Source organism: Furfurilactobacillus sp. W61-4 (assembly GCF_057545565.1).
In genome coordinates this window covers 83,037-104,468 of record NZ_BAAJNZ010000005.1, presented here as the reverse complement: position 1 = coordinate 104,468, position 21,432 = coordinate 83,037, and the positions used below count along the sequence as shown (strand labels likewise).

Annotated in this window: 22 protein-coding genes; 20 read left to right on the top strand and 2 right to left on the bottom strand. The window is 44.8% G+C overall.

The features are described 5' to 3' along the window. Positions 1-10: 10 nt before the first annotated feature. The 5 genes from AC27FN_RS07620 (at position 11) to AC27FN_RS07600 (ending at position 4,010) form a co-directional block, all read left to right on the top strand. Entirely contained in the window at positions 11-1,204 is a 1,194-nt protein-coding gene (locus tag AC27FN_RS07620; RefSeq protein WP_487167407.1) for a hypothetical protein, read from the top strand. A gap of 30 nt (positions 1,205-1,234) precedes the next feature. Then, positions 1,235-1,867 (top strand): WxL domain-containing protein, encoded by a 633-nt coding sequence (locus AC27FN_RS07615; protein ID WP_487167406.1) that lies wholly within the window; start codon positions 1,235-1,237, stop codon positions 1,865-1,867. A 76-nt stretch (positions 1,868-1,943) separates the two neighbouring features. Continuing rightward, entirely contained in the window at positions 1,944-2,966 is a 1,023-nt protein-coding gene (locus AC27FN_RS07610) for a WxL protein host-binding domain-containing protein (protein WP_487167405.1), read from the top strand. Positions 2,967-3,007: 41 nt separating this feature from the next. Further along, on the top strand, positions 3,008-3,619 hold the full coding sequence (locus AC27FN_RS07605; RefSeq protein WP_487167404.1) for a hypothetical protein: 612 nt from the start codon (positions 3,008-3,010) through the stop codon (positions 3,617-3,619). Beyond that, positions 3,606-4,010, top strand: coding sequence for a hypothetical protein (locus AC27FN_RS07600; RefSeq protein WP_487167403.1), 405 nt, complete (start codon positions 3,606-3,608; stop codon positions 4,008-4,010). Before AC27FN_RS07605 ends, AC27FN_RS07600 begins: the two co-directional genes overlap by 14 nt. 395 nt (positions 4,011-4,405) lie before the next feature. Here the strand turns inward: AC27FN_RS07600 and AC27FN_RS07595 are convergent, their stop codons facing one another. After that, positions 4,406-4,870, bottom strand: a complete 465-nt coding sequence (locus tag AC27FN_RS07595; RefSeq protein WP_487167402.1) for a universal stress protein — start codon at positions 4,868-4,870, stop codon at positions 4,406-4,408. Positions 4,871-5,208: 338 nt separating this feature from the next. Here AC27FN_RS07595 and AC27FN_RS07590 point away from each other — a divergent pair, with 338 nt between their 5' ends. From AC27FN_RS07590 to lplA, 5 genes are all read left to right on the top strand, one after another. Then, a complete protein-coding gene (locus AC27FN_RS07590; protein WP_487167401.1) occupies positions 5,209-5,886 on the top strand; it encodes a metal-dependent hydrolase in 678 nt (225 codons plus the stop codon). Positions 5,887-5,976: 90 nt separating this feature from the next. Then, positions 5,977-6,540, top strand: a complete 564-nt coding sequence (locus tag AC27FN_RS07585) for a recombinase family protein (protein ID WP_487167400.1) — start codon at positions 5,977-5,979, stop codon at positions 6,538-6,540. Positions 6,541-6,873: 333 nt separating this feature from the next. Beyond that, complete coding sequence (locus AC27FN_RS07580) at positions 6,874-7,257, top strand: MarR family transcriptional regulator (RefSeq protein WP_487167399.1); 384 nt, start codon at positions 6,874-6,876, stop codon at positions 7,255-7,257. A 217-nt stretch (positions 7,258-7,474) separates the two neighbouring features. Next, positions 7,475-9,394, top strand: a complete 1,920-nt coding sequence (locus AC27FN_RS07575) for an ABC transporter ATP-binding protein/permease (RefSeq protein WP_487167398.1) — start codon at positions 7,475-7,477, stop codon at positions 9,392-9,394. A 152-nt stretch (positions 9,395-9,546) separates the two neighbouring features. After that, positions 9,547-10,569, top strand: coding sequence for a lipoate--protein ligase (gene lplA, locus AC27FN_RS07570; protein WP_487167397.1), 1,023 nt, complete (start codon positions 9,547-9,549; stop codon positions 10,567-10,569). 66 nt (positions 10,570-10,635) lie between these two features. Here the strand turns inward: lplA and AC27FN_RS07565 are convergent, their stop codons facing one another. Beyond that, positions 10,636-11,541: a LysR family transcriptional regulator gene (locus tag AC27FN_RS07565; RefSeq protein WP_487167396.1), complete on the bottom strand. Its 906-nt coding sequence runs from the start codon at positions 11,539-11,541 to the stop codon at positions 10,636-10,638. 1,130 nt (positions 11,542-12,671) lie between these two features. Here AC27FN_RS07565 and AC27FN_RS07560 point away from each other — a divergent pair. The 10 genes from AC27FN_RS07560 to croR all read left to right on the top strand — a co-directional run bounded on the left by AC27FN_RS07560 (position 12,672) and on the right by croR (position 21,430). After that, on the top strand, positions 12,672-13,943 hold the full coding sequence (locus AC27FN_RS07560) for a NupC/NupG family nucleoside CNT transporter (RefSeq protein WP_487167395.1): 1,272 nt from the start codon (positions 12,672-12,674) through the stop codon (positions 13,941-13,943). 437 nt (positions 13,944-14,380) lie between these two features. After that, complete coding sequence (locus AC27FN_RS07555) at positions 14,381-14,941, top strand: VanZ family protein (RefSeq protein ID WP_487167394.1); 561 nt, start codon at positions 14,381-14,383, stop codon at positions 14,939-14,941. Between the two features lie 169 nt (positions 14,942-15,110). Further along, a complete protein-coding gene (gene rsmG / locus AC27FN_RS07550) occupies positions 15,111-15,845 on the top strand; it encodes a 16S rRNA (guanine(527)-N(7))-methyltransferase RsmG (RefSeq protein WP_487167393.1) in 735 nt (244 codons plus the stop codon). Between the two features lie 26 nt (positions 15,846-15,871). Next, entirely contained in the window at positions 15,872-16,714 is an 843-nt protein-coding gene (noc, locus tag AC27FN_RS07545) for a nucleoid occlusion protein (protein WP_487167392.1), read from the top strand. A 67-nt stretch (positions 16,715-16,781) separates the two neighbouring features. Next, on the top strand, positions 16,782-17,549 hold the full coding sequence (locus AC27FN_RS07540; protein ID WP_487167391.1) for a ParA family protein: 768 nt from the start codon (positions 16,782-16,784) through the stop codon (positions 17,547-17,549). After that, a complete protein-coding gene (locus AC27FN_RS07535) occupies positions 17,539-18,435 on the top strand; it encodes a ParB/RepB/Spo0J family partition protein (RefSeq protein WP_487167390.1) in 897 nt (298 codons plus the stop codon). The genes AC27FN_RS07540 and AC27FN_RS07535 overlap by 11 nt, the downstream gene beginning before the upstream one ends. A 29-nt stretch (positions 18,436-18,464) precedes the next feature. Beyond that, the gene (locus tag AC27FN_RS07530) at positions 18,465-18,656 is read left to right on the top strand and encodes a DUF951 domain-containing protein (protein WP_487167389.1); all 192 of its coding nucleotides are present in this window, start codon (positions 18,465-18,467) and stop codon (positions 18,654-18,656) included. 25 nt (positions 18,657-18,681) lie between these two features. Continuing rightward, entirely contained in the window at positions 18,682-19,785 is a 1,104-nt protein-coding gene (gene ychF, locus AC27FN_RS07525; RefSeq protein ID WP_487167388.1) for a redox-regulated ATPase YchF, read from the top strand. A gap of 29 nt (positions 19,786-19,814) precedes the next feature. After that, positions 19,815-20,567, top strand: coding sequence for a DUF1129 domain-containing protein (locus tag AC27FN_RS07520; protein WP_487167387.1), 753 nt, complete (start codon positions 19,815-19,817; stop codon positions 20,565-20,567). Between the two features lie 173 nt (positions 20,568-20,740). Beyond that, positions 20,741-21,430, top strand: a complete 690-nt coding sequence (croR, locus tag AC27FN_RS07515) for a response regulator transcription factor CroR (RefSeq protein WP_487167386.1) — start codon at positions 20,741-20,743, stop codon at positions 21,428-21,430. Positions 21,431-21,432: the final 2 nt, after the last annotated feature.

The following is a 21,432-nucleotide window of genomic DNA, read 5'->3' as shown; positions in this document are numbered from 1 at the left end:
TCTAACTGAGGTGACAGATTTTGCGGTCACCAGCGATAGCGGTCAAGCGGTGGCCTTTACCAACGAACGTGCTGGGAGTAGCTATCGTGGTCCCAAAGACGCAGATGCCAAACAGTACTTAGCAACCTTTAAGACCAAGTATGAGGAAGGAGTGATGAGTGACGCAGCCTTGACCATCGGGTACGACATCTTTGAAGAAGCGGACGGTCAGGCGGTGCAGAATGTATTGACTGGGATGAAACAAGTTCAGATTAGTGTGGCCGAATTGATAGATCCGGAAAATGAAGTAGAAAAAGAGACTAATGGCGATGATGCCACGTCAACTCAGGTTTCGGAATCTCCTAGTACTAGTCCTAAAAGTGATTATAGTACTGAATCGGAACAAGGTACTATAGATGATAGGACAACGAATAAAGATTCAAGAGCTTGGGACGCTACAGGTATAGTGTTAGTTAATGACTCAGAAACGAAAATGAACTTTGAGACATTTTGGAGTTGGCAGTCAGCTTCAAATAATTCAGAGACCAATGTTGGCACGATTTCTTACCGCGATAAGGTTAGATTTACAATCAAATGGGATTCATTGATTTTGGAAAATACACTTTCATATCGAACAGTAAAAGGTGGGGCTTGGACTGAAATTGCTAGGAATCCTGGATCTGGAAATTATGATGACGAAATAAAACTCGAAGATTTAGAAGGAAATACATTAGATCAAATTCGAGCTGTAAAAAATACAGACGGATCTCTGACCTTCACCAATGAAGATGCGTCGAATGAAGCTATGATCCAATTTAAGGCAGCAGGTCCGCTTTTTCGGTCTGAGAGTAATTGGATGAAATTCACTTCATCAGGTGAAAAATTTAAACTTACAGTCCCTAAGCTTGATTTCGGAACGATTGATAAACTAGGTCAGATTACTGAACAGCCATTTGTATTTGACCTCGAACAGAATACCGGCAAGACGCCTTTTTCCCTAAAAGCAACGAACCAAGCAGATACAATGCCAATAGAAAATCCATTTCGCCAACTAAATGCACTTACGTCTGGATCGAAGACTTTAAATCCAGGTGAAACACAAACTATTTTAGAAAATCAGGTTGATGAGATCCCCCCGATTCTATTCGGAATTAACGTTCCTGACGTTGGGTATCTAAGTGAAAATTATAGTGCACCAATTAGATGGGATTTAGTTTTTAAATAACAATAAGTCAATTAAAAAGGAGAATTCACTATGATTAAAACAAAATTAATTACCCTTTCGACGATTGCAACCTTAGCTTTGGGTGGTATTGCGCCAATGGTCGCGAATGCGGATGTGTCGTTCAATGGAGAAACTGAAGCGACGTTAAATATTGATCCGAATGCACCGGGCGGTAAGACACTATCTTTCGACCAAGCGCCTAACATGGATTTCGGATCAGTCGGGTTACAAGACTTAATTAGTGGCTCAGTCACCCGACCATTAACTGGCACAACGCGTGATGATAAGCCTGTTCCGACAGATAATACACTGAAAATCTCAGATACTCGTGACTTAGATAATAAGTATTGGGAGCTAACGGCTTCGATGACCAATTTTAAAGGTAGTGGGCAAGATATTAATGTCGATAACATTACGATGGGGAATCTAACTGCAAGTACCGGGGCGGTGACAGGTGGCAAAAAAATTAGCAAAGTAACCAGTAAAGTTTTAGATAGTACCACTGATGGCGCCGCCAAGGCAGCTAATGCTCGGGCGGCGATGAAGCTAGGGACTGACACCGTACTGAATTTACCACGTAACTCGCACTTGGATAGTACAACTACAGGTGCTCACAGTGCAACGATGACTTGGACCCTTTCCGACGCACCACAAGTTAAATAACCACTAATCTTTTCCAAAGGTGAATGGCCAATCGCCGTCACCTTTTTTAATCAACAACCCAAAGAAGGTGACGGTAATGAAAATGATGCAACGATTTGTTAAATTAATTGGCCTCCTGATGGTGGGCTTGACTGTCTTAGTGGGAGTCAACACCACTACAGCGAATGCCGCGGATGGTGCAGGCTTTACGGTAACGGCGCAACTGCCTGACAACCAAAAGAATAAAGATGTTTCTTACTTTGATTTAGCAACTAAACCAGGCGAAAAGCAGAAGCTGACAGTGACGTTGAAAAATACGACGACCAAGACGCAAACACTGTTGGTCAGCCCTAATGACGCGTTTACCAATAGCAATGGGGTGATCGAATATAGTAAGCGAAACGTTAAGAAGTCAGCGAGCGCGAAGTATCAGTTTAGTGACTTGATCAAAGAAAAGACGAAAAAGGTTGATGTGGCACCTGACGAGTCTAAGGAAGTTACCTTTACGCTCTCAGTACCGAAAAAAGGCTTTAAGGGCGATATTCTCGGTGGCTTTTACGTGACGCCTGAGGAAGATAAGCACCAGGCTAACAACCGTTCTGATGGTTTAGGGATCGAGAATAAGTTTGCGATGCTGGTCGGTGCGCATTTACATGGTCAAGGTACTGCTCAGCCGGCGTTAAAGTTGAACAGCGTAAAGCCTAAGGTTGAAGATGGGCAGGCTGTCGTGGCTGCTCAGTTGGAAAACACGCAACCAGTGTTGTTTGGTAAGTTGCAAGTGAAGTCCACCATTACTAAGCGTGGCAGCGACAAAGTGCTATATGAAGACACCAAGAAAGACGTGTCAATGGCACCTAATACGTTGTTCACCAACTTGGTCAAGCTAGATGATGACAAGTTTAAAGCTGGTGATTATACCTTAAAGATTGCTGCCACTCGTAAGGGTAAGACATGGCACTTTAGCAAGAACTTCACGATTGATGACAACACCACTAAACTCAATAATAAGCTGCGCAATCAACCGAAACGTGATTTAACCTGGCTCTACGTGAGTGTCGGTGGTGTGCTTGTCATCATCATCGCTGGATTAGCCTTCTGGTTGGGCCGGCGGAAACGGTAATTAGAATTAGTCACAACAATTAATGAAAGGAGGAGATGATCATGCAGAAAAAAGCGCTGCTCATGTTAGTTACAACAGCGCTAGGACTCAGCAGTGGTTTAGGCAGCTTATCTGTTCAAGCGGATTCGACCGGGACGTCGGTCGGCGAAGTGACGATTGATAATTCGAATATTCGCCCGCTACGGTTAGATTCGGTACCGCAATTAACCTTTGAGCGCGTTCACCGTGATGCAGTCATGGATGCACCAACAGAATCATTAGACGCAATGACCGCTGAATCGGTGAATGGACATCCAGATGGGCACTTGGTTGTTAGCGATGAACGATCGTCAGGTGAGCAAGCCCAAGACCCTTGGTCAGTGAATGCTCGCTTGGTGGCCGTTCAAAATGAAACGACGGCTCACGAATTGATCGGAACCACGATGAGTCTTACCTTGGCAGATCAAGCACCAGTCGTCATTTCGCAGCAGGCGAGTCGGGTGGTAACCGCACCCCAAAATGGTCTGACGGGTGGACGATATACCAACGATGTAACGGATGCTCAGCTGATGATTCCCGCCCAGTCACATGCGGATGTGGGCCATTATCGAGTGCTAGTTGAATGGCAATTGGTGAACTCCGCCGGAAATGAGGTGGATGATGAAGTGGATTAAAAGCTTCCTCGTTATCTTGATGGCCGGGATCATGATCGGCGTCAGTATAACTCCGGCCAGCGCGTCATCATATACAAATAATACGTTTGAAGTCTATGATGACAATACTGGCGGTAGCGGTGGAAATCAAGGTGGTCAGACCGGTCAAAATGCAGGTCAGTCAGCTGGCGGATCGCAAGCGACACCTCAACCGATCACGCAACAGCTTAAAGCGGATGCGGCCGGGATGTTACCCACCCCCGTTCAGCGAGCTTTAGGATTACCGACGACGAGCGCGAATGGCTGGTCGGCAGGATCCAGCTGGTTACTACTCATTATCGGTGAATTGTTAGCCTTGATCGGGCTAAGCGCCTGGACCTTTGTCAGATATCATCGAAGAACACGAGAATAGATAGTATTTGGAACTGATTCAGGTTGGGATTTGTTTAGAATGACGCGAACCACTAAAAAAGATTCGAAAATCATTTGGTGTTCGATTTTCGAATCTTTTTTATATTGGAATACTAAAGTGAATTAAACGCGTGGGTCGTTTCGTTTGGCCACATCATAGTAAGCGCCGGCTGCCGTTGTTGGCGCCCCAGTGTGGAAATGCTCAGTACTGAGGCCCGGACGTTTGACCGGTTCAGGATCTTCTTTAAGACATTCGAACCGCCGCCCCGCACCATCTTCAATGAAGAAAACGCGGGCATAGTGATTTTGACTGGTTACTTTATGGCAGTCCGTATGGGCCGTCCCAAAAATATCATAGTAAGTCGTGAGGGTAGATCCTTTCTTTATCGATAACAGTTACTTAACAACGGTGACGGTCTTAGTCGACTGGCGAATGACGTAATCTGCCACGGAACCAAGGAGATTACCGGTTAGGCGGTGAGTCCCAAGGGCCCCCATCACTAACTCGGTCACATCTGGTTCACTGACCGCATCAACTAGACGTTGTTTAGTATTACCCTCGAGCACTTGAATATCAAGGTCGGCTGGATTTAGACCTTGTTCATGAGCAAGCTGTTCCAGGTAATTACGCGTGTTTTGTAACAAGTGGTCGTTTTCATGTTCGATCTCACCGTTCATGGTGACGTTGCGGGTAATGATGTCGTTGGCCGTCACACTAATGTTGTACGGGTTACTGGTGGAATGGATAACGCTTAGTAAACGTAAATTAAGGCCATCCAACTTGGCTAGCTTAGCAGCATAGTTCAATACTTTACCAGCTTCTGAGGAGGCATCAACGGCCACAAGAATTACTTTATTCATAATAAAAACCACCTTGTCGTTAGTTTGTGAACAGTAGAAGGCTTCAACTCAAGTATAGCATTGCAAGAGCTGGACGAATAATTTTGCGTTTTTATAAGGGCGGGTAGGGTAGTTTGAGTAGGACTACATTTTGGTTGAGTGCTAGCATAGATTGTTATATTAATGGCAACTTATTTATATTTGGAAGTGAGCGAGTGCTATGCCACTGCATTACTTACGGATTAAATGGATTTCAGTCTTATAGTTAGTTTTGAAGGACAAATCAGGCTTTTTGTCGGACACCCTCCTATAATGCAGATAACAATGTTTGATAAACAGCCTGGTAGGAGGTTACTAAAATGAAATTAATTTTCCATGGTCATTCATGCTTCGAATTGGTGCTATCAACGGGACAGGTCTTGATTTTTGATCCATTTATTACGGGTAATCCGCAGTCCGACCTCACGTTACCGCATCATGTTGACGCAATTTTTGTCTCTCATGGTCATGCTCATCATGTTGGGGATATGATCGAACTTTCGATCGCCAATCAAGCCCCAATTATTGCCGTCACCGAATTAGCTAATTACGCTGAAACGCAAGGTGCCAGCGGCTACCCAATGAATTTAGGCGGTAGTGCCACGTTGCCCTTTGGCTTTGTTAAATTAATGCACGCCCAGCATAGTGCTAGTCTAACGTTGCACGGTCAGACCCGTTATGTTGGTGATGCCTGTGGTTTTCTTATTCGGGCAGAGGGAAAAACCGTCTTTTATGCGGGAGATACTTCCAACTTTGGTGATATGGGGTTGTTCGGCAAGGCCTTTAATATTGATGTTGCCGTGTTACCAATTGGCGGACGGTTTACAATGGGTCCCAGTGAAGCGGCAATGTGTGCGACACGCTTACAAGCGAAAACAGTGATTCCTGTGCATTACAACACATATGATACAATTCAGCAGGATCCCCGAGAGTTACAAACTAAATTACCGACTGGCGTTGTCCAGGTGCTTGCACCTGGCGAAGTGTTTAACTTTTAAAAATAAGGGAAGCATGTAAACGATTATAACTCGTGCAATGTTTCGGTGCTGTATAATTGACTGGCGAAACATAAAAAATGAGGAGAAACTATGGCAAAAATAATCGCTTATGTACGAACCAGCACCAACCACCAAGATCTTGGCATCGAGTTTCAGCGCCAAGCCGTTTCAAAATTTCACCCGCAACAAATTTTTTCCGAGCAGATTTCTGGGCGTAAATCCAGTCGGCCAGAGTTAACTAAAGCTTTAGCCTGTTTAGAAGAAGGCGACACGTTGCTTGTTTACAAGCTTGATCGTTTAGGACGTAGTGTCCGCCAGCTGGTTAACATCGTCGCCGAGCTAGATGAACGCGGGGCTCGTTTTCGCTCGATTCATGACAATTTGGATACTGGAACCACAAATGGTCGCTTTATGTTTAATATGCTGTCAGCCGTGGCGGAATTAGAAGCAGATATGATTAGTGAACGAACCCGTGATGCCTTGAAGGTGACTGATAAACCACTCGGTCGGCGGCGAAAGTTGTCGCCAGAGCAAGAAGATAAAGTTTGCACGTTACATGCCAAACGCAGGTTTACGGTTAGGGAATTGAGTGAACGATTTGGGGTCAGCGAATCATACGTTTATAAACTTTCAAAAAGTCGTCAAGTGAGATAGAACGAAGCTTGATCATTTTTGATTCAAAATATAATCAGGGCGACACTATTAACGGTTGAACAGATATATGAAAAAGTTTATAATGGTAAAATATAAGATAGTAATGATTCGGCTGGAAAAAACCAACGTTTTTTCGTTTAAGGACAGGGTGGGATTTAACGATGGCAAAATGCCGTTGTTATCAAGTTGACCATGAGCGTCTGACGGCAAAAAAATAACTGGAAAAAACGTTGGTTTTTTCCAGTGTTGTTGGTGTACCAAAGCCGTGATTCACGACACTTTACATACGAGATTGGTTGCTAAATGACCGATTGACGAAATGAGGGATTGACAATGACTGCAAGGGATTACATTGAACGTTATTACCAGCTTAGTGCACTAGTTAAACAGGCGAACGTGATCGATTCAGGCGATATGAATGAGAGCGCGTGGCGAATTTTATTTACGGTTTATCAAAACGATAGTGTCTTTGGCGTCAGCGAATTGGCCGATCGGTTGCAGGTTCGTCGCTCGGTATTATCCAGTCAATTAAAGCGTTTATTACAAAACGGGGCGTTAATCACGGAGCGTAGTGAGGTCGATCGCCGCCGTGAACAGGTTCACTTGACTGATGATGGCAAAAAATTAGTGTTAGATGGACTTAAGCGCACTGATGCAAAGTTGAAGCAAATAACAGAGGATCCACTTCAGCCAGTTGCTGATTATATTGGTAAATAGTTATTGGCTATCGATTGAATGAATAACCACCTGCGATGTATTTAATTGCAGGTGGTTATTTATTTAAAGAAATAAGCTATCTTTCCTCAGGAAACAATTAATTAAGAAAGAGTAAGGGTTTGAAATCTCGTCGTTGATTATTTGTGTACTAATGATGAGTTTGCTACTGTTATAGTCAATCGATCTTAAACTTATAAATGATTGTGAGGGCGACATAGTGAGCTTTCTGGAATTAAAGGACATTCACAAGTCTTATTACGTGAATAAAGAACCATTTCCGGTCTTAAAAGGCATTAGCCTGAAATTCGAACGTGGTGAATTCGTGTCGATTTTAGGTGAATCTGGTGGTGGTAAATCAACTCTGATGAATATCATCGGTGGATTGGACCGCAATTATGAAGGTGATGTGCTATTAGACGGGAAGTCAATGCATGCTGCCAATGACCGGGAGCTGGACAACTATCGCCGGCAGACGATTGGGTTCATCTTTCAAAGCTTTAACTTAATTAGCCACCTGACGCTATTAGATAATGTCATGGTGAGTTTAGAAATGACGAATCTATCGCATAGTGAGCAGGTCAAACGGGCGACAAGTCTGCTCGAACAAGTTGGCTTGAGTGAACATATCCACAAATATCCTAATCAAATCTCCGGTGGACAAAAACAGCGGGTCGCAATCGCACGGGCATTGGCATCTGATCCAGACGTCATCATTGCTGATGAACCAACTGGCGCGTTGGACTCACAAAATACCCAAGAAATTTTGGAATTGATGGATGGAATTGCTGAAAGTGGCAAATTGGTCATCTGTGTCACCCATAGTGAAGCAGTCGCCGAACACGGAACGCGTATTGTGCACATGGAAGATGGCAAGATCAATGAAGACCGAGAATTAAAGCCAGCCTTTCCTGTTGAAGGCAAGCAATTGTCGACGCAAACGAAGCATTTGAGTTTTCGTTCCACATTAAAGATGAGCTTGAAACACATGCAGTACAACACCAAACGTAACCTGCTGATTATCTTCGGTGGATCAATTGGGATCTTTAGTGTCATCTTGATGCTAGCCCTTGGTAACGGGGTCAAGGCTTACATGAACGATCAAATCATGAGTCAAATCAATCCGACGACCATTCAAGTCGCGAAGAAGACCAACCAAGAATCAGTCAAAGCTGTTGAAATGACGAAAGCGGATCGGGATCGAATTGATAAGATTAGTGGTGTCACCCAGGTCGTACCGGGTAGCTATGTGGCCAATGGTGTGCAAGTCGCTTATCAGGGCAAGACCCAGAAGATTTTTCAATTCCAAACCTGGAATAAGACGGAAAAAGCTAGCGACATTAAAACCGGTCGTAAACCAGGTAAAAATGAAATCTTGATTACTAAAGCGACGGCCAAAAAGTTGGATAAAGACTATAAGTCATTGATTGGGAAGACGTTGAACTTTAGTACAACCACGGTTGATGACAATAATCAACCGGTTGGCTTGCAACGTAACTTAAAGGTTTCCGGGATTATCAATTCTGGTACCGATGCCATGTCTTATGCGACGTTACAAAGTATGTACGCGGAGAAACACGTCACGTTGCGGCCTAATTTCGCGGCTGTTTCAACGAAAGATGTTCAAACAACCAAAACGGTTCAAAATAAGATCAAAGCATTGAAGACTAATGGTAAAACAGCCTTTACGATTACTGGGGTTGGCGCAATCTTGGATAGTCTAAATACCTACATTTCCTTGGCTTTCTACGTTCTAGCAGGGATTGCGGCTATTTCATTATTAGTCTCTGCAATCATGATTATCGTCGTGCTCTACATCAGTGTTTCTGAACGAACCAAAGAAATTGGGGTATTACGGGCTTTAGGGGTTCGACGTAGTGATATTCGCAACCTGTTTGTTTCAGAAGCCTTCTTCATTGGGTTGTTTAGTGCCATCCTGGGGGTTATCCTCGCCTGGCTGGTTGAGTTGTTGATCAACCACTTCGCGAGTGGTGCCATTCACTTCGCCATTATTCAGATGACCGGCGGCTATGTCATCTTCGGGCTCTTAGTGAGTGTCATCATAAGTTTATTGGCGGCTTTGGCTCCGTCCCACCAGGCGGCCAAGCTAGACCCAATTGAATCATTAGCTGTGGAATAAGCAAGAATAGTCTTTTTAAAACGGTACTTGATCCGAAATCCCATTGATCGGGGTGATTGGACCAGCGCCGTTTTTAATTTGGCCAAACGACTGATGATTTTCAACCACGGCAGCCAAAAGAGGCCTACAATACCAACAGAGGTGAGTGACACATGAAATATTTAGCGAGCAAAAGTCGCGATATTCGTGAGAATTTAGCGATTGAAACCTATTTGATGGAACATGCCGATTTATCAGAGCCGATTCTTTACTTTTATATCAACGATCCTTGCATTATTGTCGGCCGGTACCAAAACGTATTGGAGGAAATTAATCAAGACTATGTCGATCAACATCACATTATTTTGACACGGCGGACCTCTGGCGGTGGGGCAGTCTACGATGACTTGGGAAATGTGAGTTTTAGTTTTATTGCGCAAGATGATGGGGACGCAGTCGGTAATTTCAAACGATTCACTGATCCAGTGATTAAGGCGTTGCATGAACTAGGCGCAACTGGGGCCGCGATGACAGGGCGTAATGATTTGACGATTGACGGTAAAAAGTTCTCTGGCAATGCGATGCACGCCGAAAATGGGCGGATGTTTTCGCATGGGACGTTGATGTATGACGTGGATCAGTCGGTGCTTGCTAAAGCACTAAAGGTGCCAGCAGATAAAATCGCGTCTAAGGGAATTAAATCGGTCCGGAGTCGCGTAACTAACCTGAAACCATACTTCAAACCAGCCTATCAGCAACTAACAATTGAATCTTTTCGTGATAAGCTTGCGAAACGAATTCTTGGGATCAGTGATTTAAGTCAGGCCACACCTTATGAATTAGATGCGTCAGCTCGCGCTGGCGTACAACAACTGGTAACCGATTATTTTAAAAATTGGGATTGGATTTACGGCAAATCACCAGCGTTTAGTGTTCAACGTCGCCGCCATTTTCCAGCAGGGACAGTCGAATTTTCATTTGATGTGGATGAAGGACGTATTACTCAAATGATGATTAGTGGTGACTTTTTCGGACAGGCGCCGATTAGTGACGTAGAAAAACAGTTGGTGGGCATACGGTATGATCGCCAAAGTGTTGCCGATGTTTTAAACAAACTGCCATTAGCTAATTACTTCGGTAAAATTAGTGCCGATGAACTGGTAGATTTATTAACCAAGCAAGCGCCAAGCGCTTAGAGTAGGAACGATGACTCAAAAAAATCCGTTTTCTTCGCCTTAATTGTTAGCGAAGAAAACGGATTTTTATTTTTGCCAGAGTAATTGTTGACCATATTGAGCTAACAGTTGCTGGTGAATAACCTGCATCATTTTAGTGGTGGTGGGCGCTGACGCTAAAGATTTGTTCGCGACCACACACAAGGTGCGGTAGTGCGGCTCGTCAAAGGGATAAATATTAACATCACCACTCACTCGTTTTAGGGCTAAATCAGGTAGCACACCAAAGCCAAGATCAGCTTCGACCATGGAAATAATCGAAGCATCGTCGACCGAATAAGTCAGTGAGTTGGGGGTCACGTTGTATCGATCGAGCGTGAGCTTCGTATCACGATCATAGTCAGATTGTTGTAAAATGAAGGTTTGATTCGCCACATCACGACTAGTGACGACCTGACCATTTTGGGGCACGTAATCTTTAGGTGTGACGCAAAAAATTTCATCTTTGATTAAGGCGTGGATCTGGACGTTCTCTTCAATGGGCAGGGCCGAAAAACCAACATCTAACGTGCCTAAACGAACCCGCTCAGCAATATCGTTGAAATTGCCCTGGTAGATACTGACATTGATTTCTGGATAAGCTTGGTGAAACTCACGGATGATCCCAGGTAGCCAGTTCAATAGAACTGATGAAAATGCGCCAAGCCGCAAAGTCCCGTTAGTTAAACCATTGATATTGGCTGCCTCTTGGGTTAAACGATGTTCAGAATTAAGAATGTCCTGGATAATCGGATAGACGGTTTTACCATCCGCCGTGAGCGTGACGCCGGTTCGTCGACGAATGAACAGTGGAAAGCCAAGCTGATTTTCCAACTGGCTGATCGAATGACTAACGGCGCTAGGGGTAATATTGAGCGCCGTTGCGGCGGCTAAAAATGTATGCCGCTCAACGACCGTTGCGAAAACTTGGTACGCAAAAGATGAAACTGCCATGATCTGCCTCACTTGTCGTTTGTTTTCCTGATCATACCAAGAACAAGCACAAACAAAAAGCCCTGGGATTTACATTTCCCAGGGCCTTTCTTAATGACATCAGTCACCGGTAGATCGGACGAATTAACGAACGACAACCTTCACGTTGGCTGATGCCTTAAGATTATCTCCGATAGTCAAAGGGCATCACCTCCTTTTTGATGTACACACTTTAACGCGTGGATGAATGGAAGTCAATTGATATGAACTTAGAGCGTGAGCCAGACCGGGTGAGGCCGAGCAACAACGGACAATCGTAATTGGGCGATCTTGGCCCAGTTACGGTTGTTGGTTGTGCACAGGACTTAGATCTGGCGAGCGCGTTTTTTACCAGTATGCGAGCCATCAGTTTAGGCTAGCGCTGGATTACTTAGGTTGGCCTGCTCTGAACCCGGAAGACCACCGGATTCACAGTCAGGCCTTATCGTAAGCGAAGTCCGCTAACGTTCAGACTAGTCTACTTTCCGGTTTACGTTTACTAACTCATATTTTGCAGCTAGACGTCATTTGAAGTGTACCAGGATTGACGCATCCTTGAGTCTGCAAAATAAACTGATCAGCGACTCAGTTGAATATTTTGCCAATTGAGCCTTGAGAATATGGATCAGGCAGAGAGTCCCCAACATTGGTGAAATGGCTTCGATTGATTAACAACCATCAATTTCCATCACATACCGCAAAGATAAACACAACGGGTGCGTTACGACGGATAAGCTCATTTTAACGGAGTTGTGAGGTTGGACAAATGTTAAAAATAAATGATAAAGGTTAATACTTGCTTTAGTTCGGAAATTACTAGTCGCAAGCGGTTTCAAACAGCTTTTTGGACCACCAAAAATGGCTAGTCGTTAAAAAATCGGGACTCCCCACGAATCAATGTTTACACATTCTGAAAATAACGGTACTATGAATTGGTCAGGATGGGTGTATCAGTCACTTCTTTACGGCGTGAACAACCTGCCATTATTTTGTTTTTTTCTGATACGGTCATCTGCTCAAAGAGGGGTGAGATCTAAGTTGCGGTAGCTAGCTTGAATGGGAGCATTCAAGTGGAACATATCTCCAATCATTTTAGAAAGAAGGATATATTGATGTACTTAGTTGTTAACATCATTGGTGTGCTCGTCTACCTCTGTATTGCATGGGCACTTTCCAAGAATCGTTCCAAGATTAAGTGGCGTTCAGTTGGGATTATGGTGGTCTTGAACTTAGTCATTGCTTGGTTATTGACGAGTTTCACCGGTGGTCGTGATGCGGTTAAAGGTGCTGCTGATGGCTTTAACTGGTTAGTTCAAGTGGCTTACCAAGGGATTAACTTTGCTTTACCTAACTGGGTTGGGGCAACCGGGACGCATCCAGCGCCGGTTAACTTCATCACCAGTGCATTGCTACCAATCTTATTGATTGTGCCAATGTTTGATATCCTGACCTATATCGGGGTATTGCCTTGGATTATCAAATGGATTGGTCGTGGCTTAAGCTTTATTACGGGCCAACCAAAGTTCGAATCATTCTTTGCCGTTGAAATGATGTTCTTAGGTAACACTGAAGCGCTAGCCGTTTCAAAGTTACAATTAACAACCATGAAGGCAGAACGTGATGTCACTTTGGCAATGATGTCCATGAGTTGTGTGACGGCTTCCATTTTGGGTGCTTATACACAAATGGTTCCTGGTCAATTTGTTTTAACGGCCGTACCGTTGAACTGTATCAACGCGTTGATCGTAACGAACATGTTGAACCCAGTTGACGTTGCACCAGAAGACGACACGATTGCTAAAATCGGGAACGTTGCTGACGAACCTGGTGAAAGTGAAGCAGCTGCGCAAGAAACTGGCGCGGTAGAAGCTAACGGCAAACGCGAACCATTCTTCTCATTCTTAGGGGACTCGATCCTCGGTGCCGGGACGTTAGTCTTGATTATCACCGCTAACGTTATTGCCTTCGTTGCTCTAGCGGCTTTAATCGACCGTTTGTTGGGTCTGATTTGGAAGCCATTATCACTAGAAAGTATCCTTGGGGTTGTCATGTTTATTCCAGCTTGGTTGATGGGATTAAACGTTCACACTGCCTGGGACTTCTCTCAATTGATGGGGTTGAAGTTAGTTACGAATGAATTCGTTGTTATGGGTCAAGTGACTGGCAAGATTAACCACTTTGCTCCTCACTACCGTGCCGTATTGACGGTCTTCTTAACTTCGTTTGCCAACTTTGGGACTACCGGGATGATCATCGGTGCCTTCAAAGGAATGGTTGGTAAAGAAAAGAACGACATGGTTTCCAGCAACGTTGGTTACATGCTCCTCTCAGGGATTTTAGTTTCACTACTTTCTGCCGGGATGGTTGGTTTATTCATTTGGTAAACTGATATTCGTTAAACTTAGATCAAAACCTACTCAGTCAAAATGTCCTCGATTATCGAGGACATTTTTTTGTTGATCTGATTAGGATAATCTTTTTAAATATCAATCGCAGAAGTTAAATAATTTCTCAAAGCCAGGCTCAAATTCAGACATTTTTGGGGACACGCGGTAAGCTTGAATTGTGGAAACGCGCTCGCCATCACTGAAACCTGTGCCCAACCCAAAATCCTGTTCGGGCCAAAAACGCCCGCTCATGATTTCCCGTTGGTGCTCGGCTTCACCCGTGATGGCTCACGCTCTAAAAAACGCGCTCGCAAGACCTGAGTCCTGTGCACAATTAACAATCACTACCGGGTGAAGCCCACCCGTCCGTGCTTGTCCCTTGTTGCTCGGACTCAAAGCGGCCTTGCTCACGCTCTAAAAATGGAGGTGGCATCATGACCATTTTTAATGAACATGGAATGATCACGAGTGCCAGCTTGTGGTTACCTTTAGCGATCTTATTTATTGGACTTGTTGTCGTAGACTGGCGCAAGCAACGGATTAGCTTCACACGGTTATTATTTGAGGGCTTGTTATGCGTCTATCTGTGGGGACTATTTGAGATGACCTTGTTCCCAATTAATGTCAGTCGCAGTACCGCCACATTAATGGCCAGTGGTGAAACATTTCAAGGAGCGATCGCAACTCATCCGCTGGCATTGTGGTACAACTGGCAACAACCAAGCAGTTTGTATCAAATCGTCGGTAATGGATTGATGCTGGCACCCTTAGTTTTGCTAGTTGGTGCGCTTAGCGTGCGGATGCGGCGGTTTCGACGCAGTTTGACACTAGCTTTTGCGACCTCGTTGTTTATTGAATGTACGCAACTATTAATGAACTACTTTAATCTGGGCGATCGCACCTTTGACATTAATGACTTAATCTTAAATACTTGTGGCGGTCTAATCGGTTGGCTCTTCTTACAACTTGGACTGTTAATTTGGCGGCGAATTTAGGACGGCAAACTGTAATCAAATTGAGATATCAAAAGCAATCGTTAACTGGTGCTAAAACAAGGTAGAACCTGGTTTTCTCGCCGCGGCTGACGGTTGTTTTATTGTGCTTTTTTCGGTAAACTTAACAAGTACGTGAAACATGGAAGTTGTTTCACATTAAGGAGTTTAGATGAATCCAGAACAATTTGTCACTGCGTTGCAAGATCATGGCTTAACGGTTACTGAACAACAGCAGATCCAATTTGACCAGTATCTACAGCTATTATTAGCAACCAATCAGAAGTTTAATCTCACCACGATCACAGAACCAGCCGATGTTTATCTGAAACATTTTTATGATTCACTGACCGTCGCCATTTATGTGCCACAATTGCAAACCCAAGCGGTTTCACTATGTGATGTTGGTGCCGGGGCCGGTTTTCCATCGATTCCACTAAAAATCATGTTTCCTCAGCTAAAGGTGACGATTGTGGATTCACTGAATAAACGAATTGGCTTCCTGCAAGAACTTGTTGACACATTAGGGTTAACTAACGTGACGTTGGTGCATGACCGCGCCGAAACGTTTGGAGCCAAAAATGCACCAGCACGGGAGACATTTGACTATGTCACAGGCCGTGCCCTAGCACGCATGAGCGTGTTAAGTGAACTTTGTCTACCACTGGTTAAAGTTGGCGGGCAATTGTTGGCGATGAAGGCTAGTGGCGCTGATGATGAGTTAACGCAAGCTTTGTTTGCGATCAAAACCCTCGGTGGTAAGGTCACTCACAGTGATCAGTTCGAGTTACCCTTATCAGGGGATCCGCGCGAAATTATTGTGATTGATAAAATCGCGTCAACACCGAAGCGATACCCACGACGGCCGGGTACGCCGAATAAAGAGCCTTTATTAAGCCGCCATTAGTGTGATTTGGAAAGGAAAGCAACGTCATGGCGTTTTCATTGTTCGGAAATCGCGGTAAAAATGAAGAGAAACCGCAACAACGAATTGAACAAATTCCACTGACCGATATTGTGCCCAATCGGTTTCAGCCGCGGCATACGTTTGATGACCAGGCGATTGCCGAGCTGGCCCAAACGATTCGTGATCACGGACTGCTACAACCCATTGTGATTCGGGAGTACGAGGACCATCAATATGAGATTATCGCTGGCGAACGGCGTTTCCGGGCTGTTTCGGCGCTGGGGTGGGCGACCATTCCGGCAATTGTTGAAACCATGGATGATCACGAAACCGCGTCGCTAGCGTTGATTGAAAATTTACAACGGGAATCGTTGTCAGCGGTTGAAGAGGCGCAAGCTTATCAGCAATTGATGAAGCTAAATCAACTCACGCAGACTGAGTTGGCCAAGGGGGTTGGTAAAAGCCAGTCCGCAATTGCCAATAAATTACGTCTATTAAAACTCAGTGATCCAGTCCAGGTGGCGATTAGCCAGCATAAAATTTCTGAACGTCACGGGCGAGCTTTATTACCGCTCAATGCGGAACAACAAAAAACAGTGCTTCAACAGATTGAAGACCGGGACCTTAACGTTAAAGCAACGGAACGCATCGTTACCGATCTGTTGACAGAACATCCAGTGATGCCGCGCCGACCGAAGAAACGTTTACGTGGGCTAACTGCCGATACACGAATTGCCGTGAACACGATTAAAGAGTCGGCTAAGATGGTTCGTGACGCTGGCCTAGACGTACATGTGCACGAAGAAGCTACCGCGGATGGTTATCGAATCGTGATCGATCTACCAAAAGATGGCGGGCATCAATCATAAGCAAGCAAATTTTTTTAGAAGCTGAATGATCAAATTAGGTTACAAAGGATATGAGGAGTAAACGTTGATGGGATACGTAATTGCACTCGCCAACCAAAAAGGCGGAGTGGGGAAAACAACGACTAGTGTTAACCTAGGCGCCTGTTTGGCTGACCAAGGGCAAAAAGTCTTGTTAATTGATACGGATGCGCAAGGAAATGCCACAAGTGGTAGTGGTATCCAAAAGGCCACCATTCAAAAAGATATTTACGATGTTTTAGTCAATGAAACGCCGATTTCAGAAGTGATTTTGGCGACGTCACATCAAGGAATGGATATCGTTCCGGCGACAATTCAACTCTCAGGTGCGGAAATTGAATTGACTAATTTAATGGCCCGAGAGACGCGGCTGAAGGATGCCTTACAGGAAGTTATTGATGACTACGATTTTATTCTCATCGATTGCCCACCGTCGTTAGGTCTGCTTACGATCAATGCGTTTACAGCCAGTGATTCCATTTTGATTCCGGTTCAAAGCGAGTATTATGCCTTGGAAGGACTGAGCCAGTTGTTAAACACGATCAAATTAGTCCAAAAGCATTTCAATCGTAGTCTGCGCATTGAAGGCGTCTTATTAACCATGTTCGACGCCCGTACCAATTTAGGGGCAGAAGTTAATGCGGAAGTGCAAAAGTACTTTGGAGATCGCGTTTACAAGACGATTATTCCGCGAAATGTGCGTTTATCAGAGGCACCAAGTCATGGATTAGCCATTATTGACTATGATCCGAAGTCACGTGGGGCAGAAGTGTATTCAGAATTAGCAGAGGAGGTCCTCGAAGCGCATGGCAAGTAAGAAAACAACCAGTAAAGGTTTGGGGCGCGGCATTGAGGCGCTCTTTGAAGATAATGGGCTAACGGATAACCTAAATGACGTCACTGCCGAAAATGTCCAAGAATTAACGTTGGCGGACATTCGACCAAATCCTTATCAACCGCGAACAAATTTTGATCAAAAGGCGTTAAAAGAATTGGCGAGTTCAATTGAAAAATCGGGGGTTTTTCAACCGATCATTGTGCGTCAACCGGACGCTAACTTAGCTCGCTATGAAATTATTGCCGGCGAGCGCCGGTTCCGTGCTTCAAAATTAGCTAACAAGACCACGATACCTGCAATCATTCGGACCATGAACGAGCAAGAAATGATGGAAGTTGCGGTCTTAGAAAATTTGCAACGAGAGGATTTAACCCCCCTCGAAGAAGCAGAAGCTTACCAGACTTTGATGACCAAGCTCAACTTGACCCAAGCTGAGGTGTCAGCTCGTTTGGGTAAGAGTCGGCCGTATATTGCGAATTACCTACGCTTATTGGGACTACCAGAAGCGATTAAGACGATGTTGGCTGATGAGGAGTTGTCAATGGGTCAGGCAAGAACGTTGCTTGGCTTAAAGGATAAACGTAAAGTGGTTGCGCTCGCTCGTCGGGTTGTTAGCAATGGCATGACGGTCCGTGAACTTGAAAAAGTGGTTGCGGAAATGAACAGTAATAAACCGGCAAAAACAACCAAGATGCAAAAGAAGTCGCCCTATGTCCAAGCTTCTGAGAATCAACTGCAAGAAAAGTTTGGCACAAAAGTGCAAATCTCAAATAGCACCGCCGGACAAGGACACATCGAAATTGACTACATGTCGACTGATGACCTGACCCGGATTTTGGAAATTCTTGGTATTTCGTTGGACTAGACGATGTAAAAAGCAACGGAGGAAAGTAAATGTACGATAAAGGCGACGTTGTTGAAATGAAAAAGCCTCATCCGTGTGGCGCCAACGAGTGGGAAATTACACGGATGGGTGCAGATATTAAAATTAAGTGCTTAGGTTGTGGGCATCTCATCATGATGCCACGGCGCGAATTTGAGAAAAAGCTCAAAAAGATTCTCAAAAAAGCGTCCACAACTGACTAAATCAAGGAAAGTGTGAGTTTTAAACATGGCTTTAACAGCAGGAATTGTGGGATTACCCAACGTCGGGAAATCAACCCTCTTTAACGCGATCACCAAGGCTGGGGCCGAAATGGCCAATTATCCGTTTGCGACAATTGAGCCAAACGTTGGAATGGTGGCGGTGCCAGATGATCGTTTGGATCGCATTCAGGCCATTGAACCAGCTGACAAAGTGGTGCCAACGACCTTTGAATTTACGGATATTGCCGGAATTGTCAAAGGTGCTAGTCAGGGTGAAGGACTGGGAAACAAGTTCTTAGAAAACATCCGGCAAGTGAATGCGATTGTTCACGTTGTCAGAGCATTTGACGATGACAACATCACCAGCGTGACCGGTACCGTCGATCCCTTGGAAGATATTGATACGATCAACACTGAACTAATCATTGCCGATTTGGATGCCGTTAATAAACGGTATGCCAAGGTCGAAAAGTCAGCCACGAATGCCAAAGAAAAAGATGCAATGGCTGAATATAATGTGCTTAAGCAGATTAAACCAGTGTTGGAAGCTGGCAAATCCGTGCGGACGCTGGAATTCGACAAGGATGAACAGAAGATCGTCGATGGTTTATTCCTGCTGACATCAAAGCCAGTTCTATATGTTGCTAATATTGCTGAGGATGATATGGCTGACCCCGAGCAATCAGCCTATGTTCAGCAGATTGAAACCTTCGCGGCGACTGAAGGTAGTGGCGTGGTGGCCGTTTCAGCTCGAACCGAAGAAGAAATTGCTGAGATGCCTGACGAAGATAAGCCAGAATTCCTGGCCGCTGAAGGGGTTGATGAGCCTGGCTTGAATAAACTTATTCGCGCTTCCTATAAGTTACTTGGCTTAGAAACATTCTTCACGGCTGGTGGTAAAGAGACGCGAGCATGGACGTTTAAGGCTGGTACTAAGGCACCACAGGCCGCGGGAATTATTCATTCAGATTTCGAACGTGGATTTATTCGCGCTGAAGTGATGTCATTTAGTGATCTGGATGAATTAGGTTCTGTGAAAAAAGTTCGAGAAGCCGGTAAGTTACGGGTTGAAGGTAAAGATTACGTGATGCAGGATGGCGATATCGTGGAATTCCGCTTTAATGTTTAGTCAGTTGGGCAAGGGAAAGGAAGAACAACGTGAGTGAAGAGAATCGGGAACGAAATGCCAATGCGAAGCAGGCCCATCATGGCCAAATTCGCACGGATACAGAACAGTATAATAGCCTCGGTTTAACCAAACGTAATGAAGAATTTATGCACCAATTAAATAAAATTCTGGATCAGCGCGGTTTTGGTGGGGATAAACGAACCGTTGGGGTGACCGACACACTGGCTAAATTACAAGCAGGTCAAAAGACCGGTCAGACTGCTAAACAGCTCTTTGGCACGCCAACTGCCTATGCAGAAATTTTGATTAATGGACCAGCAAAATCGACAGCAGCAGGCGGTGAACAGGCTGGCTTTTGGCCGACCATGGCAGATAGCGCATTAAGTATCTTGGCCATTTTCTCTGCGATGTATGGGATCTTAGGTCTATTTTCTAAGAGCCCAGCGGCCAGTGCTGGCCAAATGGGCATCGTCGGGATTCTACTGGTTTCCATTGTCTTCGGACTAGGCTGGGCTTGGCTAACCCCTATTTTGAACCCAAATGACAAACGCAAACGGTTACCATTATGGCGGATTTTGCTCTACATGGCTGCCTTATTGGTTGGAATTTTAGTCTTGTTTGCGGCGGTTAGCTTACTACCACCAATGCTCAATCCAATCTTGCCAGCTGCGCTCTATATTGTTTTAGCAGTGGCCGCTTTTGGTGGCGATCTGTGGCTACGGCGACGTTTCAACGTAACTGGTGGGATGTTTGCCAGTCAGCGGAATCAACGGCGTCGGTAATTTACTAGCGGTAACGATATGAATTAAGAAAGAGGAAGGATCCCGCCGATAACAGGGTATTCCTTCCTCTTTCTTAATTTGTCGACCACCGCAAACTCTAGTAGAATGAAACAAAAGGGCCGTGCTCCGCAAAGCGTTGAGCACCCTTTAGGAATTCGGTGGAGGAAATAACCATGAAGATTTTAGTTGTTGATGATGATAAAGAAATCGCTCAGTTACTTGAAATTTACATTAAGAATGAAGGCTATGAGCCGATCTCAGCTTACACAGGTAAAGATGCCTTGACCAAGTTGAACACTAACCCAGATATTGGCTTGATGATTCTTGACATTATGATGCCAGAGATGAGCGGCATCGAAGTCGTTAAACAGGTTCGCAAAGACTCACAAATTCCGATCTTAATTTTGTCTGCTAAAACGGGCGACATGGATAAGATTCAGGGATTGATTTCCGGAGCGGATGACTATGTGACCAAGCCATTTAACCCGCTGGAAATCATGGCCCGGGTGAAATCACTATTGCGTCGTTCTGAAGATCACGTCACATCAGACACGCCGGATATTTTAGATATCGGTCCGCTAACAATTAATAAAGATTCTCATGAGGTTAAGACGATCGATGGTCAGACTATTCAATTGACAGCCTTAGAATTTGGAATTTTATATCTATTAGCTAGTCACCCGAATCGGGTGTTCTCCGCCGACGATATCTTTGAACGAGTTTGGCAGCAGGAGTCCGTTGTTTCGGCTAAGACGGTGATGGTACACGTCAGCCACTTGCGCGACAAGATTGAGGAAGCGACGAATGGCGAAAAAGTGATCGAAACTGTTTGGGGCGTCGGCTACAAAATTGAGGCGCACTAATC

Coding starts and splice junctions, on each gene's coding strand:
- AC27FN_RS07580 (WP_487167399.1), top strand. CDS start 6,874: ATGACTGCAAGGGATTACATTGAACGTTATTACCAGCTTAGTGCACTA.
- croR (WP_487167386.1), top strand. CDS start 20,741: ATGAAGATTTTAGTTGTTGATGATGATAAAGAAATCGCTCAGTTACTT.
- AC27FN_RS07585 (WP_487167400.1), top strand. CDS start 5,977: ATGGCAAAAATAATCGCTTATGTACGAACCAGCACCAACCACCAAGAT.
- AC27FN_RS07555 (WP_487167394.1), top strand. CDS start 14,381: ATGACCATTTTTAATGAACATGGAATGATCACGAGTGCCAGCTTGTGG.
- AC27FN_RS07540 (WP_487167391.1), top strand. CDS start 16,782: ATGGGATACGTAATTGCACTCGCCAACCAAAAAGGCGGAGTGGGGAAA.
- AC27FN_RS07615 (WP_487167406.1), top strand. CDS start 1,235: ATGATTAAAACAAAATTAATTACCCTTTCGACGATTGCAACCTTAGCT.
- AC27FN_RS07590 (WP_487167401.1), top strand. CDS start 5,209: ATGAAATTAATTTTCCATGGTCATTCATGCTTCGAATTGGTGCTATCA.
- AC27FN_RS07605 (WP_487167404.1), top strand. CDS start 3,008: ATGCAGAAAAAAGCGCTGCTCATGTTAGTTACAACAGCGCTAGGACTC.
- AC27FN_RS07560 (WP_487167395.1), top strand. CDS start 12,672: ATGTACTTAGTTGTTAACATCATTGGTGTGCTCGTCTACCTCTGTATT.
- ychF (WP_487167388.1), top strand. CDS start 18,682: ATGGCTTTAACAGCAGGAATTGTGGGATTACCCAACGTCGGGAAATCA.
- AC27FN_RS07565 (WP_487167396.1), bottom strand. CDS start 11,541: ATGGCAGTTTCATCTTTTGCGTACCAAGTTTTCGCAACGGTCGTTGAG.
- noc (WP_487167392.1), top strand. CDS start 15,872: ATGGCGTTTTCATTGTTCGGAAATCGCGGTAAAAATGAAGAGAAACCG.
- AC27FN_RS07535 (WP_487167390.1), top strand. CDS start 17,539: ATGGCAAGTAAGAAAACAACCAGTAAAGGTTTGGGGCGCGGCATTGAG.
- rsmG (WP_487167393.1), top strand. CDS start 15,111: ATGAATCCAGAACAATTTGTCACTGCGTTGCAAGATCATGGCTTAACG.
- lplA (WP_487167397.1), top strand. CDS start 9,547: ATGAAATATTTAGCGAGCAAAAGTCGCGATATTCGTGAGAATTTAGCG.
- AC27FN_RS07600 (WP_487167403.1), top strand. CDS start 3,606: ATGAAGTGGATTAAAAGCTTCCTCGTTATCTTGATGGCCGGGATCATG.
- AC27FN_RS07530 (WP_487167389.1), top strand. CDS start 18,465: ATGTACGATAAAGGCGACGTTGTTGAAATGAAAAAGCCTCATCCGTGT.
- AC27FN_RS07595 (WP_487167402.1), bottom strand. CDS start 4,870: ATGAATAAAGTAATTCTTGTGGCCGTTGATGCCTCCTCAGAAGCTGGT.
- AC27FN_RS07610 (WP_487167405.1), top strand. CDS start 1,944: ATGAAAATGATGCAACGATTTGTTAAATTAATTGGCCTCCTGATGGTG.